This window comes from Flavobacterium sp., assembly GCF_044338735.1.
Taxonomy (GTDB): Bacteria; Bacteroidota; Bacteroidia; order Flavobacteriales; family Flavobacteriaceae; genus Flavobacterium.
The window spans coordinates 1-16,135 of record NZ_JBIIWV010000039.1 but is presented as its reverse complement, the minus strand read 5'-3'; the positions used below and the strand labels follow the sequence as shown (position 1 = coordinate 16,135).

Genomic DNA, 16,135 nt, shown 5'->3' with positions numbered 1-16,135 from the left:
TTCTAAATTCAAACTTCTAAATTCTAAATTTTAAAACTATCTTTGCGGAACAACAACAACACACACAATTCATGAGTTCTGATACCAGTAAACGTTATAATTTACGAGGAGTTTCTGCTTCTAAAGAAGACGTGCATAACGCCATTAAAAACATCGATAAAGGGTTGTTTCCGCAAGCCTTCTGTAAAATTATTCCCGATTATTTGACCAATGATGAAAACTATTGCATCATCATGCACGCTGATGGTGCTGGTACAAAATCTTCCTTAGCGTATATGTATTGGAAAGAAACGGGTGATATTTCCGTTTGGAAAGGCATTGCGCAAGACGCGTTAATTATGAATATTGACGATTTATTGTGTGTAGGAGCAACCGATAATATTTTATTGTCATCTACTATCGGAAGAAATAAAAATTTAATTCCAGCTGAAGTTATTTCAGCTATTATTAATGGTACGGAAGAATTAATTGCAGAATTAAAGAAACACGGCGTGACTATTCATTCAACAGGAGGCGAAACGGCTGATGTAGGCGATTTGGTTCGAACTATTATTGTAGATTCAACGGTTACCGCTCGTATGAAACGTGCTGATGTAATTGATAATGCGAATATTCAAGCGGGTGATGTAATTGTAGGTTTAGCCTCATTTGGTCAAGCTTCTTATGAAACAGAATACAATGGCGGAATGGGAAGTAATGGATTAACATCTGCACGTCACGATGTTTTTGAGAAATATTTAGCAACTAAATATCCAGAAAGTTTTGATGCAGCTGTTCCAAGCGAATTGGTGTATTCAGGTCAAACAAAGTTAACTGACACGGTTGAAAACAGTCCAATTGATGCTGGTAAGTTAGTGCTTTCTCCAACAAGAACGTATGCGCCAGTTATTAAAAAATTACTATCTAAATACAATTCAAATCAAATTCACGGAATGGTGCATTGCAGTGGTGGTGCACAAACTAAAGTCCTTCATTTTGTAGAAAACGTTCACGTAATTAAAGATAATTTGTTTCCAGTACCACCATTATTTAAACTGATTCAAGAAAATTCTAAAACCGACTGGAAAGAAATGTATCAGGTTTTTAATTGCGGACATCGAATGGAAATTTATATACCTGCTGAAATTGCACAAGACATTATTGAAATTTCAAAATCATTTAATATCGATGCACAAGTTGTAGGAAGAGTGGAAGCATCAGAAAATAAAAAGTTAACTATAGTTTCGGAATACGGAACGTTTGAATATTAATATTATAGTGATTAGTGAAGAGTAATTAGTTTCTATTCTTAGTCAAAAAATAAAATAAAACACACAACTGAGTTTTAAGTTTTTTTTCGTAAAGTTTTTAACTTCCGACTTCTAACTTCTAACTTCTAACTTTAAAATAATGAACAACGTATTAATTTTAGATTTCGGATCACAATACACCCAATTAATTGCACGAAGAGTAAGAGAATTAAACATTTTCTGTGAAATTTTCCCCTTTGACAAAATACCAACCGATTTATCATCTTATAAAGCTGTAATTTTAGGTGGAAGTCCTTGTTCTGTTCGTTCAGTAGAAGCGTTGCATCCAGATTTATCTGAAATTAGAGGTAAAAAACCTTTATTAGCGGTTTGTTATGGTGCGCAATATTTAGCACATTTTTCAGGTGGTGAAGTTGCAGCATCCAACACAAGAGAATACGGAAGAGCCAATCTTTCATATTTAAAAGAAAACGAACTGTTTTTAGAAGGTGTTTCAGACAATAGTCAAGTTTGGATGTCGCATTCGGATTCAATTAAGAAATTACCAACAAACGGAATCAAAATCGCCAGTACAAAAGATGTTGAAAATGCCGCCTATAAAATTGAAGGTGAAACTACTTACGCCATTCAATTTCACCCAGAGGTGTATCATTCCACAGATGGAAAACAAATGTTAGAAAACTTCTTGGTTAAGATTGCAAAAGTGGAACAAACCTTCACGCCGAATGCTTTTGTAGAAGAAGTAATTGCAGATATGAAAGCCAAAATTGGTGATGATAAAGTAGTTTTAGGATTATCTGGTGGAGTAGATTCTACTGTTGCTGCGGTAATTCTAAATAAAGCGATAGGAAGTAATTTGTATTGTATTTTTGTAAACAACGGATTATTACGCAAAAACGAATTCCAAAATGTTTTAGACCAGTACAAAGGAATGGGATTAAATGTCAAAGGAGTTGATGCTTCTAAACGTTTTTATGATGCTTTGGCTGGACTTGATGATCCTGAAGCGAAACGTAAAGCTATCGGAAATGCGTTTATAGAAGTTTTTGACGATGAAGCCAATCAGTTAAAAGATGTAAAATTTTTAGGTCAAGGTACAATTTATCCAGATGTAATTGAATCGGTTTCGGCAACTGGCGGACCTTCAGCAACTATAAAATCGCATCATAATGTAGGTGGTTTACCTGATTTTATGAAATTGCAAATTGTGGAACCTTTACGAATGTTATTTAAAGATGAAGTGCGTAGAGTAGGCGCTACATTAGGAATTGATCCTGAGTTATTAGGGCGTCATCCTTTCCCAGGACCTGGATTGGCCATTCGAATTTTAGGTGATATTACACCTGAAAAAGTATCGATTTTACAAGAAGTAGATGCTATATATATCAATGGTTTGAAAGAACACGGTTTGTACGATAAAGTCTGGCAAGCAGGTGCTATATTATTACCCGTAAATAGTGTAGGCGTAATGGGCGATGAGCGTACTTACGAAAAAGTAGTAGCATTAAGAGCTGTAGAATCTACGGACGGAATGACTGCAGATTGGGTACATTTACCTTATGAGTTTTTAATGAAAATATCGAATGAAATTATCAATAATGTGCGTGGTGTGAATCGTGTAGTATACGATATTAGTTCGAAACCACCAGCAACTATTGAATGGGAATAAATAAAATAAGATGAAAAACATTTGGGTACTAATTTTTTGTTTGAGTTTCTTTTGTGCGTTGGGACAAAAGAATTCTTCACACGTTGTGGTAAAAGGTGAAACGTTATATGCTATTGCCAAAAAATATCAAATTACACCCGAAGATATTATAAAAAACAATCCTGATGCGATTAATGGTATTAAGGAAAATCAAACATTGTTGATTTCTGTAAAAAGTCTTTTTCCAACTCCTGTAACCACTGCAAATGATACCACTTATGTGGTTCAGAAAGGAGAAACCTTGTATGCTATTTCAAGAAAATTCGGAATTACTGTTGATGCTATATTGGCTAAAAATCCAACAGTGAAAGACACCTTATCGGAAGGAGTTCAATTGGTTCTTCCTACCAAAAAAAATCTGGCACCAACTATTATTTCTAATAAAGAAAAAGTTGACTTAATCAGTACTGTTTCTAAAGCAAAAACCAGAAATCTTGTCTTGTTCTTGCCCTTTAACATCAATAAAATTGAAAACGATTCGCTTAAAACGCGCAACGAACACATAAAAACAAACAAATTTTTAAATTTAACCTTAGATTTTTATGCTGGTGCTTTGATGGCAATTGATTCGGCAAAAGTATTAGGATTGCCTGTTAATGTTAAGGTGTATGATGTGGAGAGTTCAAAGTATACTTCAAATGTAGCTTCGATAATTGCTAAAAACGATTTCTCAAATGTAGATGCAGTTATTGGTCCGTTTCAAAATTCATTTGTGGAGACTACAGCACAATTACTTTCAAAATATAATATTCCAGTGATTTCGCCACTTTCAAAAGAAAAAGGATTGGCGTTACCTAATCTATATTATGCCATTCCATCGGAAGAACAATTGAAGACCAAATTATATCAGCATTTCAAAGCAATAAACGGCAATACTGTTGCGATTATTAGTACAAAAAAAGTAGCTTCAAAAGAATATTTATTAAAAAATTATCCTTGGGTCAAGCACGCTGTTTTTAATGATAAAGGCTCACTTGATGTAGTTCAATTCAAATCGCAATTGGTTAAAGGAAAGACTAATTTCATTATTTTAGAAATTGAAAAAGCAAGTACGATTCTAAGTATTACCAATATTTTGAAAGGATTACAAAAAGAATATGAAATTCAATTGACGGTATATGAAGTCTATGATGCATTGAATTTTGAGGAAATTCCGATTAAAAATTTGACTACCTTAAAAATGATGTATCCTTCGACAAGTAAACTAATTGAAACGCCAGAAGAATTGCTTTTTGCCGCAGCGTATAAAAAAATCAATAATATTGCTCCTAATAGCGTTGCGATTAAAGGGTTTGATATTACGTTTGATACCATTTTACGAATGTGTCAAGAAAATGGTTTTGCCGATTCGGTTTCAAAACACAAAACAGCCTATGTTGAAAATAGTTTTGACTATTACAATGAAAACGGTGCAAACAATAACATCGGTTGTTATTTATTATATTATGACAATGATTTAACGATAAAACAAGCGCAATAATGGCTACTTCAAATATTACATACGTTGGTGATTTAAGAACAGTTTGTATTCATTTGCAATCTGGTACACAGATATTAACTGATGCTCCAACAGATAATCACGGAAAAGGTGAAGCTTTTTCACCAACTGATTTATTAGCCACCGCTTTAGGTAGTTGTATGGTTTCAATAATGGGAATAAAATCTAAAGATTTGAATGTTGATTTAAAAGATTCAACTGTTTCTATTACTAAAATAATGCAATCTGAACCGCGTAAAATTGCAAAAATTGAAGTTATTCTGAATATGTCCATTGAAATTTCTGAAAAAAATAAAACAATTCTTGAAAGAGCAGCAATGACTTGTCCAGTTTTATTAAGCTTACATCCAGATATTGAAAAGGATGTTGTTTTTAATTGGAAGTAAGAAAGGAACAAAGATGAAAGATAAATGAATATTGACAGTTTTAAAGTCATTCTTCTTTTCTATATCTTTTATACTCTAAAATAAAAAATGACCAACCAAGAACTTCTCATCAAACTCGCACATACCAAAATGCCCTTTGGTAAATATGAAGGCTATCATTTAATTGATCTTCCGGAGTTTTATGTGGTTTGGTATGCCAATAAAGGTTTCCCAAAAGGACAATTGGGCGAACAATTAAAATTGGTACACGAACTCAAACTAAACGGTTTAGAAGAACTCGTTCGAAACATCCGTCGAAACTTTCCAAAACAAAAATAAATTGTTTACAATTTAATTACAAAATTGATACATCGACTAATTGGCACATTGACTAATTAATATTATCTTTGGCCTTTATAATTTTTTATTACAACTAATTCCTTAGTTTATCTCAGGAAACAACAACACAACAACAACACAATGAACCAAACTAAGTATATTTTTGTTACCGGAGGTGTGACTTCTTCCTTAGGAAAAGGAATTATCGCAGCTTCGTTAGCCAAATTATTGCAAGCCAGAGGATACCGAACGACGATTCAAAAGTTTGATCCATACATTAACGTAGATCCAGGAACGCTAAATCCTTACGAACACGGTGAATGTTATGTAACAGACGATGGAGCAGAAACGGATTTGGACTTAGGTCATTACGAGCGTTTTCTAAATGTTCCAACTTCTCAAGCAAATAACGTAACTACAGGAAGAGTCTATCTATCGGTTATAGAAAAAGAGCGTAGAGGAGAATTTTTAGGGAAAACGGTTCAAGTGGTGCCTCATATTACAAACGAAATTAAAGAGCGCATGCAGTTACTTGGAAAATCAGGTGATTATGATATTGTAATTACTGAGATTGGTGGAACTGTTGGAGATATTGAATCATTGCCTTATATAGAATCTGTTCGTCAATTAGTTTGGGAATTAGGTGAAAATAATGGAATCGTAATACATTTAACGTTAGTGCCTTATTTGGCTGCTGCCGGAGAATTAAAAACGAAACCAACACAACATTCGGTAAAAACGTTGATGGAAAGCGGTATCAAAGCAGATATTTTAGTGTGTAGAACTGAACATGAAATTTCACAAGAATTGCGTCAGAAATTAGCGTTATTTTGTAATGTTAAAAAAGAAGCAGTAATTCAATCTATCGATGCATCAACTATTTATGAAGTTCCAAATTTAATGTTGGAAGAAGGGTTAGATAGAGTAGCTTTGGAAAAATTAAAATTACCAGAAAAAAATACACCAGATTTAAATAACTGGAATGAGTTCTTATTTAGATTGAAAAATCCGAAGCATGAAGTAAATATTGGATTGGTTGGTAAATATGTAGAATTACAAGATTCATATAAATCGATTTTAGAAGCTTTCATACATGCTGGAGCTGCAAACGAGACAAAAGTGAATGTAATTTCAATTCATTCCGAACATTTAGATGCTAATTCAGCAGCTAGTCAGTTGAAAGATTTAGATGGTATATTGGTTGCGCCAGGGTTTGGTGGAAGAGGCATTGAAGGTAAAATTGATACGGTTCGTTATGCAAGAGAACATAATATTCCGTTTTTCGGAATTTGTTTAGGAATGCAAATGGCAGTTATTGAGTATTCGCGTAACGTTTTAGGTTATACTGATGCCAATTCAACCGAAATGAACGAAAACACAACTCACCCTGTTATTAATTTAATGGAAGAGCAAAAAAATATAGAGAATAAAGGCGGAACGATGCGTTTGGGTGCTTGGAAATGCAGCATCAAAGAAAATACATTGGCACAAAAAATCTATGGTAAAACAGAGATTATGGAGCGTCACCGTCACCGTTATGAATTTAATGGTGCGTATTTAAATGAGTTAGAAAAAGCAGGATTGGTAGCTTCGGGAGTAAATCCAGATACGAAGTTGGTAGAAATTGTCGAAATTCCTACACATCCTTTCTTTATCGGCGTTCAATACCACCCGGAATATAAAAGTACCGTTGCTAATCCGCACCCACTTTTTGTGAGTTTTGTAGCAGCAGCTGTACAACATAAAAATAAATAAACGGTTCACTTAATACTGAACACTGAACACTATAAGTAGATGGAAGAAAAAAAATTAGACATAAATTCGATTATCGGATTTGTTTTGATCTCTGGAATATTGTTATGGATGTTATATGCTAACACTCCTAGTGCAGAAGAATTAAAGGAACAAGAAAAAAAGGAGCTGGTTGAAAAACAAGCCAAAGAAGCTAAACCAGCTAAGACTGTAACACCAACAACAGTAGTAACTCCAGCAGATGCTACTCAAACAGCCGCTGCACAAACTCAGTTGGGTTCGTTTGGATATTCTGCAACACTTCCATCAGCAACTGATGCGGTAACCGAAATTAAAAACGAAGTTTTATCTCTTAAAATTTCAAATAAAGGTGGTTATATCGTTGATGCAACTGTTCTAGGTTTTGAACAATTTGAGAAAAACTCTAAAAAAGCAGTTCAAATTATTAAGGATCAAAATGCTTCTTTAGATATTACATTAAATACTGCAGACAATAGAACGTTACATACAAAAGACATGTTTTTTGAACCTAAGTTAACAACAGAAGGTAAAAATCAAGTCGTAACTCTTCAGTTAAAAGCTGGTCCAAATCAGTTTTTAGAATACCGATATGTTTTGAAACCTAACGAATATATGTTAGATTTTGCCATTCGCTCTCAAGGATTAGAAAAAGTAGTCAATACTGCTAAACCATTAGATTTAGTGTGGCAATTGAAATCCTACAGAAACGAGAAAAGTGTTTCGTATGAAAATCGTTATACAGAATTGGTTTTTGAATATGAAGACGGAAAAGACGATTATTTAAATGCAGCTAAAGATTCAGAAGACGAAGCTGTAGATGTAAGCTACATAGCTTTTAAACAACATTTATTTACTTCTATTTTATTAACCGATACTAAATTTAAAAAAGTAAAATTCAATTCGGATAATTTAGTAGATGACGAAGAAAAAGACACCATTTTTACCAAAAATTTTACGGCACAGATTCCTTTAGAATTTAAAAATGGAGCATTGAACTATAACATGAATTGGTATTATGGTCCAGCAAAATATCAAATTTTAAATGACTATCACAAAAATCTAGACGAGATAATGCCTTTAGGTTGGGGTATTTTTGGATGGATTAACCGTTATATTTTTATTCCAGTTTTCGAATTAATTTCTGGATTGGGAATTAGTTTTGGTATCGCTATTATTTTGTTTACCATTTTAGTTCGTATTGTGATGTCGCCAGTAACCTATAAATCCTATTTGTCTCAAGCAAAAATGAAGGTATTGCGTCCAGAGATTGCTGAATTGAATGATAAATTCAAGGACAATCCGATGAAAAAGCAACAAGAAACTATGAAATTGTATTCAAAAGCAGGTGTAAATCCCATGGCCGGTTGTTTGCCTGCTTTGTTACAAATGCCTATTTTTTATGCTTTGTTTCAGTTTTTCCCATCTATGTTTGATTTAAGACAAAAATCGTTCCTTTGGGCAGATGATTTGTCTTCTTATGATAGTATTTACCAATTGCCATTTCATATTCCTTTTTATGGAAGTCATGTGAGTTTGTTCCCAATTTTAGCTTCAATTGCTATTTTCTTCTACATGAAAATGACTACTGGTGATCAGGTAATGGCACCACCACAAGAAGGTATGCCAGATATGGGTAAAATCATGAAAATTATGATTTATATTTCGCCTATCATGATGTTATTTTTCTTTAACAATTATGCTTCGGGATTGAGTTTATATTACTTCGTATCCAATTCAATTACCATAGGAATCATGTTGGTTATTAAAAACTACATTGTAAAAGAAGATAAAATTCACGCTCAAATTCAAGTGAATAAGACTAAAGAAAAAAAGGAAAGTAAATTTCAGAAAAAAATGCGCGAATTGATGGAGCAAGCAGAAGCTCAAAAAGCCGCACAAAAGAAAAAATAAGATTTTCACTAATAAACCCTGTCTGCAAAGTCAGGGTTTTTTTTGGCATTTTTTTTGATAACTTTACAACTTTAAAAAATCAATAATGAAAAACGTTATATTATTCTTTTTACTCACCTTTTCAGTTGTTGCTCAAGATGCTATTAATCAATTAGATGCAAATGGTAATCGTCACGGATTATGGAAAGGAACCCATAAAGAAACCAATCGACCACGTTATGAGGGTGTTTTTTCGCATGGAAAAGAAACAGGAGTTTTTAAATATTTTGATGATACAAAAGCTGGAACTACAATTGCTACTCGAGATTTTTCAAAAGGGGACGGTTCTTGTTATGCTGTTTTTTTTGATCAAAAAGGGAATAAAGTTAGCGAAGGAAAATTACTGAATAAAATTCCAGAGGGTCAATGGAAATACTATCATTTTGAATCAAAATCAATAATGAATATTGAATTGTACAAAAACGGAATATTAGACGGAAATAAAAAAGTTTTTTATTCCAATGGAACAATTGCCGAAGAAACCAATTATAAATTGGGAGTAAAGAATGGTTTGGCCAAAACTTTTTCTGATAAAGGAAAGTTAATTGATGAGCATTTCTATAAAAATGGTCAGTTTAATGGTCTAGCTTCTTATTATGATGGCAATGGAAACAAATTATATGAAGGAGCTTATAAAGAAGGTAAGCGTGTAGGGATGTGGAAATTTTATGAAAATAATAAAGTAATTAACCAAGTCAAAGCAGCAAAGTTTAGTAAAGAATTAATTAAATACGAACAACGCAATTTGCCACAAGTTTCAAAATCGGAAGAAGAGTTTAAAAAAGAGCAAGAGAAAGGAAAATAATTATGAAGCGAGTTGTAGTAGGACTTTCTGGTGGTGTTGATTCAAGTGTTGCGGCTTATCTATTAAAGGAGCAAGGCTATGAGGTTATTGGGCTATTTATGAAAAATTGGCACGATGATTCTGTTACCATTTCTAATGAATGTCCTTGGTTAGAAGATAGTAATGATGCATTGCTTGTTGCTGAAAAATTAGGTATTCCTTTTCAAACAGTTGATTTATCGGAACAATACAAAGAAAAAATTGTCGATTACATGTTCAACGAATATGAAAAAGGAAGAACACCCAATCCAGATGTGTTGTGTAATCGTGAAATCAAATTTGATGTTTTCATGAAAATAGCGATGTCTTTAGGAGCGGATTATGTTGCTACCGGGCATTATTGCAGAAAAGGAACTATTGAAAAAGACGGTACTGAAGTTTTTCAGTTATTAGCTGGAAAAGATGATAATAAAGATCAATCCTATTTTTTATGTCAATTATCGCAAGAACAACTAGCAAAATCGTTATTTCCTATTGGTGAATTGACCAAACCTGAAGTGCGCGAAATAGCTACAAAATTAGATTTAATTACCGCCGAAAAGAAAGATTCACAAGGACTTTGTTTCATTGGAAAAGTACGTTTACCTGAGTTTTTACAACAAAAATTACAACCAAAAGAAGGCATAATTGTGGAAATTCCAGAAGATGCTTCAATTTATACTGCAGAAAAACCTGTATTTGAATCCGAAGAAGAATCGTTTGCTTATGAAGCACAACGCATCAATTACTTAAAAGTACCTGGAAAGGTAGTTGGTAAGCATCAAGGAGCACATTATTTTACTAAAGGTCAACGAAAAGGGTTAAATGTCGGCGGTACAAAAGAGCCTTTATTCATTATTGAAACCGATGTTGAGCGAAATATAATTTATACCGGACAAGGAAATCGGCATCCAGGTTTGTTTAAAAAAGCTCTATTTATTGCTAATGAAGAAATTCATTGGATTAGAGAAGATTTAGCCCTTAATGAAGGAGAAAAATTAGAAGTTTTGGCAAGAATCCGATATCGTCAACCTTTGCAAAAAGCTACATTATATCAATTTAAAAACGGAATGTATGTTGTTTTTGAAAAGCCACAATCGGCAATAACAGAAGGGCAATTTGTAGCATGGCATCATAATGATGAGGTTTTAGGTAGTGGTGTAATTGCATAAAATTAAGACGTAACTTTAAATAAAATTGCTTATTTTTGAAGGTAATATTCTCTGGAAAATGAAAAAAACGATACTTGTTTTTTTATTGATTTTTAACTTTGGCTTTTCTCAAGAAGATGCTTGGGTTTATTTTTCAGATAAACCAAATGCTGCCAGTTATCTTTCTAATCCTTTGTCGATGCTTACACAACGCTCATTAGATAGACGTGTAGCTCAAGGAATTCCTTTAGATAATTTGGATGTTCCTATTGCCCAAACCTATATTGATCAAGTTTCTGCTGCTACAGGAATTACCGTAAAAGCTAAATCGAAATGGTTGAATGGATTACATATTAGAGGAACTCAAGCCAATATTCAGGCATTAACTAATTTGTCATTTGTAAGTTCTGTAAAATTTGCAAATCAGGCTTTGAATAGTAGAACCACAAATAATAATTCAGAAAATATAGTGAGCAAACGAATGGATGTGGCTGAAAATTTCAACTATGGAACATCTTCCAACCAAATTCAAATGTTAAATGGTCATTTATTGCACCAACAAAATTACACAGGTGCTGGAAAAATAATTGCGGTTCTAGATTCGGGTTTTCAAAATGTAGATACAGCAACTCCTTTTCAGCGTTTGTTTACCAATAATTTAATACTAGGCGGATATAATTACGTGAATCAGAGCACAAATGTTTATACATTACATAATCATGGTACAATGGTGCTTTCTTGCATGGCAGGTTATGTTGACGGTCAATTAGTAGGAACAGCTCCCGATGCTCAATATTATTTGTTTGTAACAGAGGATGTTGCATCAGAAAATCCAGTGGAAGAAAGTTATTGGGTCGAAGCAGCTGAGGAAGCCGATCGACTAGGTGTTGATTTGATTACTTCTTCTTTAGGATATTTTGGATATGATAATCCTAGTTACAGTCATACTTATAGTGAAATGACAGGCAATCAAGCATTTGCTTCAAGAGGCGCAAATATTGCTTTTTCTAAAGGTATTGTGGTAGTTGCAAGTGCTGGTAATTCTGGGGCTACTTCAGATCCTTATGTGGGCGTTCCAGCAGAAGCTACTAATGTATTAGCAATTGGCGCGGTAAAACCAGATGAAACTTACGCAACGTTCAGTTCTATAGGACCGTCTTTTGATGGCCGAGTAAAACCAGATATTATGGCGCAAGGTCAAGCAGCCGTAGTTTCAAATACTAGTGGAGCTATTGTAACGGCAAATGGAACTTCATTTTCGGGTCCTATTATGGCAGGAATGATTACTAGTTTTTGGTCTGCCGTTCCCAGCTTAAAAGCTACTCAAGTTGTTCAATTGGTCAAACAATCTGCTGATCGATATACTGCACCAACAAATCTTTTTGGATACGGAATTCCTGATTTTCAGCTTGCACTTACTAACGCTCTAGGTAATGAAATTTTTGATAATGGGAATGTTGTTTTATATCCAAATCCTATTCAAGATAGAGTAACAATCAATTTACCATCAAATCAAAGTGCAGAATTGTATTTTTATAATAGTTTAGGTCAAATGATCAATCAATTTCATATTTCAAATTCCGAAACATCAATTTCATTAGAAATATTAACTTCGGGAATATATTTTTATGAACTTTCCTTAAAAGACAAAACCCAAAAGGGTAAATTATTAAAATTATAATGAATAAAATCACACAGCTTTTCAATATTAAATATCCAATTATTCAAGGTGGAATGATCTGGAATAGCGGTTATAAATTAGCCAGTGCTGTTAGCAATGCTGGTGGATTAGGATTAATAGGAGCAGGTTCAATGTATCCTGAAGTATTGCGAGAACACATTCAAAAATGTAAAAAAGCTACCGACAAACCCTTTGGCGTTAATGTACCAATGTTGTATCCCAATATTGAAGAAATTATGCAGATTATTAAAGAGGAAGGTGTTAAAATTGTTTTTACTTCGGCAGGAAATCCGAAAACCTGGACGTCTTTTTTAAAAGAAAATGGGATTACGGTTGTACATGTGGTAAGCAGTTCGAAGTTTGCCTTAAAAGCACAAGAAGCTGGAGTTGATGCCGTTGTTGCCGAAGGCTTTGAAGCAGGTGGTCATAACGGAAGAGAAGAGACTACAACTTTAACTTTGATTCCCATGGTGCGCGAACAAATTGCAATTCCATTAATTGCTGCTGGAGGAATTGCAACAGGAAGAGGAATGCTCGCGGCACTGACTTTAGGTGCAGATGGAGTACAAATGGGAAGCCGATTTGCAGCATCAACCGAAAGTTCTGCTCATGATGAATTTAAAAGAACAATCGTTGAAACGGGTGAAGGGGAAACCCAATTAACTTTAAAAGAGTTAGCCCCTGTTCGATTAATTAAAAATAAATTTTATAATGATCTGCAAGAGTTGTACTCAAAATGCCCATCAAAAGAAGATTTAGAAAACTTATTAGGAAAACGAAGAGCAAAACGCGGCATGTTTGAAGGCGATTTAATCGAAGGTGAATTAGAAATTGGTCAAATTGCGGGTTTAATTCACGATATTTTGCCTGTTGAAACTATTGTTGATAATATCATGACCGAATTTAACATTGCTAAACAAGAGCTTTCTAACTTTGAATTTTAATAATTAACCTATGAAATCTTTAAAATACCTACTTTTTTTCCTATTCATATTTTCATTTGCGAGTCACGCGCAGCAATTTCGTTTTAAAACTACTGCTTTAACTGTTTTAGAGAAAGATAATAAAGGGAATTGGGGCAAATGGTCTAAGCCTGAAGCGACTGAATTATATGTAACATTAGATTATGATAAAAATAAAATCGTAATTTATTCTCGTGAAATTCAGCACTACACTATTGTTGAATATTTAGAGAAAGAAGTGACTAAATCAGATGAAATTAATTCCTATTTGTGTAAAAATCAAGAAGGAACAGCAGTTAAACTATCTTTTTTTACAAGAATTGACTTAGGAAATAAGCCACAATTATATGTCTATTTTAAAGACTTCGTTTTCTGTTATGATGTTGTCGAAGAAGTTACAAAATAAATTAATTATCAAACGTTTTATATCTAATTTGAATTAAAATTCTAATGAAAAAAGCCTTACTCATGATTATTTCCTTGATTTCAATAGGAAATTTTGCTCAAGAAAAACCAAAATTAGTGGTTGGTATTGTTGTAGATCAAATGAAAATGGAATACTTATACCGTTTTTCAAGCGATTTTTCTGAAAATGGTTTCAAACGATTAATGAACGACGGATATACGTTTCATAATACACACTACAATTTTATGCCAACGTATACGGCACCAGGTCACGCTTCGGTTTATACCGGAACTACTCCATCAATTCATGGAATTGTGGGTAACGATTGGTTTAACAAAGCTACCGGAAAAGAAACGTATTGTACTGAAGATGCAACGGTTTCAACACTTGGAGACGATTCGGTCAACGAAGGAAAAATGTCGCCAAGAAACTTACAAAGTTCTACCATAACCGATGAATTGAAGTTATCAACCAATTTTAAAGGAAAAGTAATTGGAATCAGTATTAAAGATCGTGGAGCAATTTTGCCTGCTGGACATTTTGCCGATTGGGCTTTTTGGTACAGTAAAACAGGTGCATTTATTTCGAGTACCTATTATGGTGAAAAACTTCCCGAATGGGCAACGCAATTCAATGCTGAAAAAAATTATTTGAAGTATGTAACCAAAGGCTGGGATTTATTAAAACCAAAAGAAACGTATAACGAAAGTTTAACTGATAACAATCCCTACGAAGGGAAATTATTTAAAAAAGCACCGTTCATGCCATACAATTTGCAAGATATGTATGAGGCAAATGATGCGGGAATATTACGTTCAACACCGTTTGGAAATAATTTATTATCCGATTTTGCTAAAAAAGCCATTGAAAGCGAAAATTTAGGAAAAGACAACATCACTGATTTCTTGGCGGTAAGTTTCTCCTCAACCGATTATATTGGACACGTTTTAGGACCTCGCTCAATTGAATTACAAGATACTTATTTGCGTTTAGACGAAACCATTGCCGATTTCTTAGCTTATTTAGATAAAACCGTTGGAAAAGGAAGTTATTTGGTTTTTTTAACGGCTGATCACGCTGGAGCGGAAAACGTAACCTATTTAAAAGACAATAAATACAAAGTAGATAATATCAATTATAAAAACATTCAAAAGGAGTTGAAAGAATTTTCAGAAACTACTTTTGGAGAAAATTTGGTATTGGATTATTCAAATTACAACGTGTTTTTTGATAAAGTAAAAGTAAAAGCAAAAGGATTGAGTTTACAAGAAGTAAAACAAACTTTTAAAGATTATTTGCACAAACAAGACTTCATCAAGCGCGTTTATACCGAAGAAGAAGTAGCCATTGGAAATGCAAGTGATTATTATTTAAACTTTGTTTCAAAAGGATATGATCCTACCCAAAACGGAGAATTAATAGTAACTTTTAAACCAGGTTATGTGGAATACTCTTCAACCGGAACTACACATGGCTCACCCTATTCTTATGACACACATGTTCCGTTGATTTTCTTTGGTTGGAACATACCAAAAGGTCAAACCCATGACAGAAAAGAAATCACACAAATTGCACCAACTGTAACCCAAATGTTAAAAATAACAATGCCAAACAGTTCAGACGGGAAGGTTCTGTTAGAGATTTTGGATAAATAACATTAAATGCTACTTTAATTTAAAGTTGATTTAATACATAAATCATGTATATTAAATTCCCAAATTAAACGGAAAAAAGTTAGTCAATTAAAAATTACTTTGTTATTTTTGTGGCACTTTTAAAAATAAGAAAAACGCATAATAATTATGAACATTCACGAATATCAAGGTAAAGAAATCTTAGCAAGTTATGGTGTACGTGTACAACGTGGAATTGTAGCTAATAATCCAGTTGAAGCAGTTGCAGCAGCTAAACAATTAACAGCTGAAACAGGTACAAGTTGGTACGTAATAAAAGCACAAATTCATGCAGGAGGAAGAGGAAAAGGAGGAGGCGTTAAATTGGCTAAAAACTTAGAACAAGTAACCGAAATTTCTGAACAAATCATCGGAATGCAGTTAATTACACCGCAAACACCTCCAGAAGGAAAAACGGTTCACAAAGTGTTAATTGCTGAAGACGTATACTACCCAGGTGAAAGTGAAACATCAGAATTTTATGTTTCGGTTTTATTAAATAGAGCCACTGGTCGCAACATGATCATGTATTCTACTGAAGGTGGAATGGATATTG

14 protein-coding genes are annotated in these 16,135 nt (G+C 33.5%); all 14 read left to right on the top strand.

The annotated features are described in order from the left end of the window. Window positions 1-71: 71 nt before the first annotated feature. Entirely contained in the window at window positions 72-1,250 is a 1,179-nt protein-coding gene (locus ACIQZC_RS04300; RefSeq protein WP_396138008.1) for an AIR synthase related protein, read from the top strand. A gap of 136 nt (window positions 1,251-1,386) precedes the next feature. Next, complete coding sequence (gene guaA, locus ACIQZC_RS04295) at window positions 1,387-2,919, top strand: glutamine-hydrolyzing GMP synthase (protein ID WP_396138009.1); 1,533 nt, start codon at window positions 1,387-1,389, stop codon at window positions 2,917-2,919. A gap of 10 nt (window positions 2,920-2,929) precedes the next feature. After that, window positions 2,930-4,438 (top strand): LysM peptidoglycan-binding domain-containing protein, encoded by a 1,509-nt coding sequence (locus tag ACIQZC_RS04290; protein WP_396138007.1) that lies wholly within the window; start codon window positions 2,930-2,932, stop codon window positions 4,436-4,438. Continuing rightward, a complete protein-coding gene (locus ACIQZC_RS04285) occupies window positions 4,438-4,842 on the top strand; it encodes an OsmC family protein (RefSeq protein WP_396138006.1) in 405 nt (134 codons plus the stop codon). The genes ACIQZC_RS04290 and ACIQZC_RS04285 overlap by 1 nt, the downstream gene beginning before the upstream one ends. Window positions 4,843-4,929: 87 nt before the next feature. Further along, a complete protein-coding gene (locus ACIQZC_RS04280; RefSeq protein ID WP_396138005.1) occupies window positions 4,930-5,160 on the top strand; it encodes a DUF3820 family protein in 231 nt (76 codons plus the stop codon). A 141-nt stretch (window positions 5,161-5,301) separates the two neighbouring features. Continuing rightward, window positions 5,302-6,915 (top strand): CTP synthase, encoded by a 1,614-nt coding sequence (locus ACIQZC_RS04275; RefSeq protein WP_396138004.1) that lies wholly within the window; start codon window positions 5,302-5,304, stop codon window positions 6,913-6,915. Between the two features lie 39 nt (window positions 6,916-6,954). Next, window positions 6,955-8,844, top strand: coding sequence for a membrane protein insertase YidC (yidC, locus tag ACIQZC_RS04270; protein ID WP_396138003.1), 1,890 nt, complete (start codon window positions 6,955-6,957; stop codon window positions 8,842-8,844). Between the two features lie 85 nt (window positions 8,845-8,929). Next, window positions 8,930-9,688 carry a toxin-antitoxin system YwqK family antitoxin gene (locus ACIQZC_RS04265; protein ID WP_396138002.1) on the top strand — a complete coding sequence of 253 codons (759 nt, stop codon included), beginning with the start codon at window positions 8,930-8,932 and terminating at the stop codon, window positions 9,686-9,688. 2 nt (window positions 9,689-9,690) lie between these two features. Next, window positions 9,691-10,878 (top strand): tRNA 2-thiouridine(34) synthase MnmA, encoded by a 1,188-nt coding sequence (gene mnmA / locus ACIQZC_RS04260; RefSeq protein ID WP_396138001.1) that lies wholly within the window; start codon window positions 9,691-9,693, stop codon window positions 10,876-10,878. A 58-nt stretch (window positions 10,879-10,936) separates the two neighbouring features. Then, window positions 10,937-12,538, top strand: a complete 1,602-nt coding sequence (locus ACIQZC_RS04255; RefSeq protein WP_396138000.1) for a S8 family serine peptidase — start codon at window positions 10,937-10,939, stop codon at window positions 12,536-12,538. Further along, the gene (locus tag ACIQZC_RS04250; protein ID WP_396137999.1) at window positions 12,538-13,482 is read left to right on the top strand and encodes an NAD(P)H-dependent flavin oxidoreductase; all 945 of its coding nucleotides are present in this window, start codon (window positions 12,538-12,540) and stop codon (window positions 13,480-13,482) included. Before ACIQZC_RS04255 ends, ACIQZC_RS04250 begins: the two co-directional genes overlap by 1 nt. A gap of 10 nt (window positions 13,483-13,492) precedes the next feature. Then, complete coding sequence (locus ACIQZC_RS04245; protein ID WP_396137998.1) at window positions 13,493-13,906, top strand: hypothetical protein; 414 nt, start codon at window positions 13,493-13,495, stop codon at window positions 13,904-13,906. A gap of 44 nt (window positions 13,907-13,950) precedes the next feature. Continuing rightward, a complete protein-coding gene (pafA, locus tag ACIQZC_RS04240; RefSeq protein ID WP_396137997.1) occupies window positions 13,951-15,561 on the top strand; it encodes an alkaline phosphatase PafA in 1,611 nt (536 codons plus the stop codon). A gap of 147 nt (window positions 15,562-15,708) precedes the next feature. Continuing rightward, window positions 15,709-16,135, top strand: a 427-nt coding sequence (locus ACIQZC_RS04235; protein WP_396137996.1) for an ATP-grasp domain-containing protein, incomplete at its 3' end; no start/stop codon positions are given.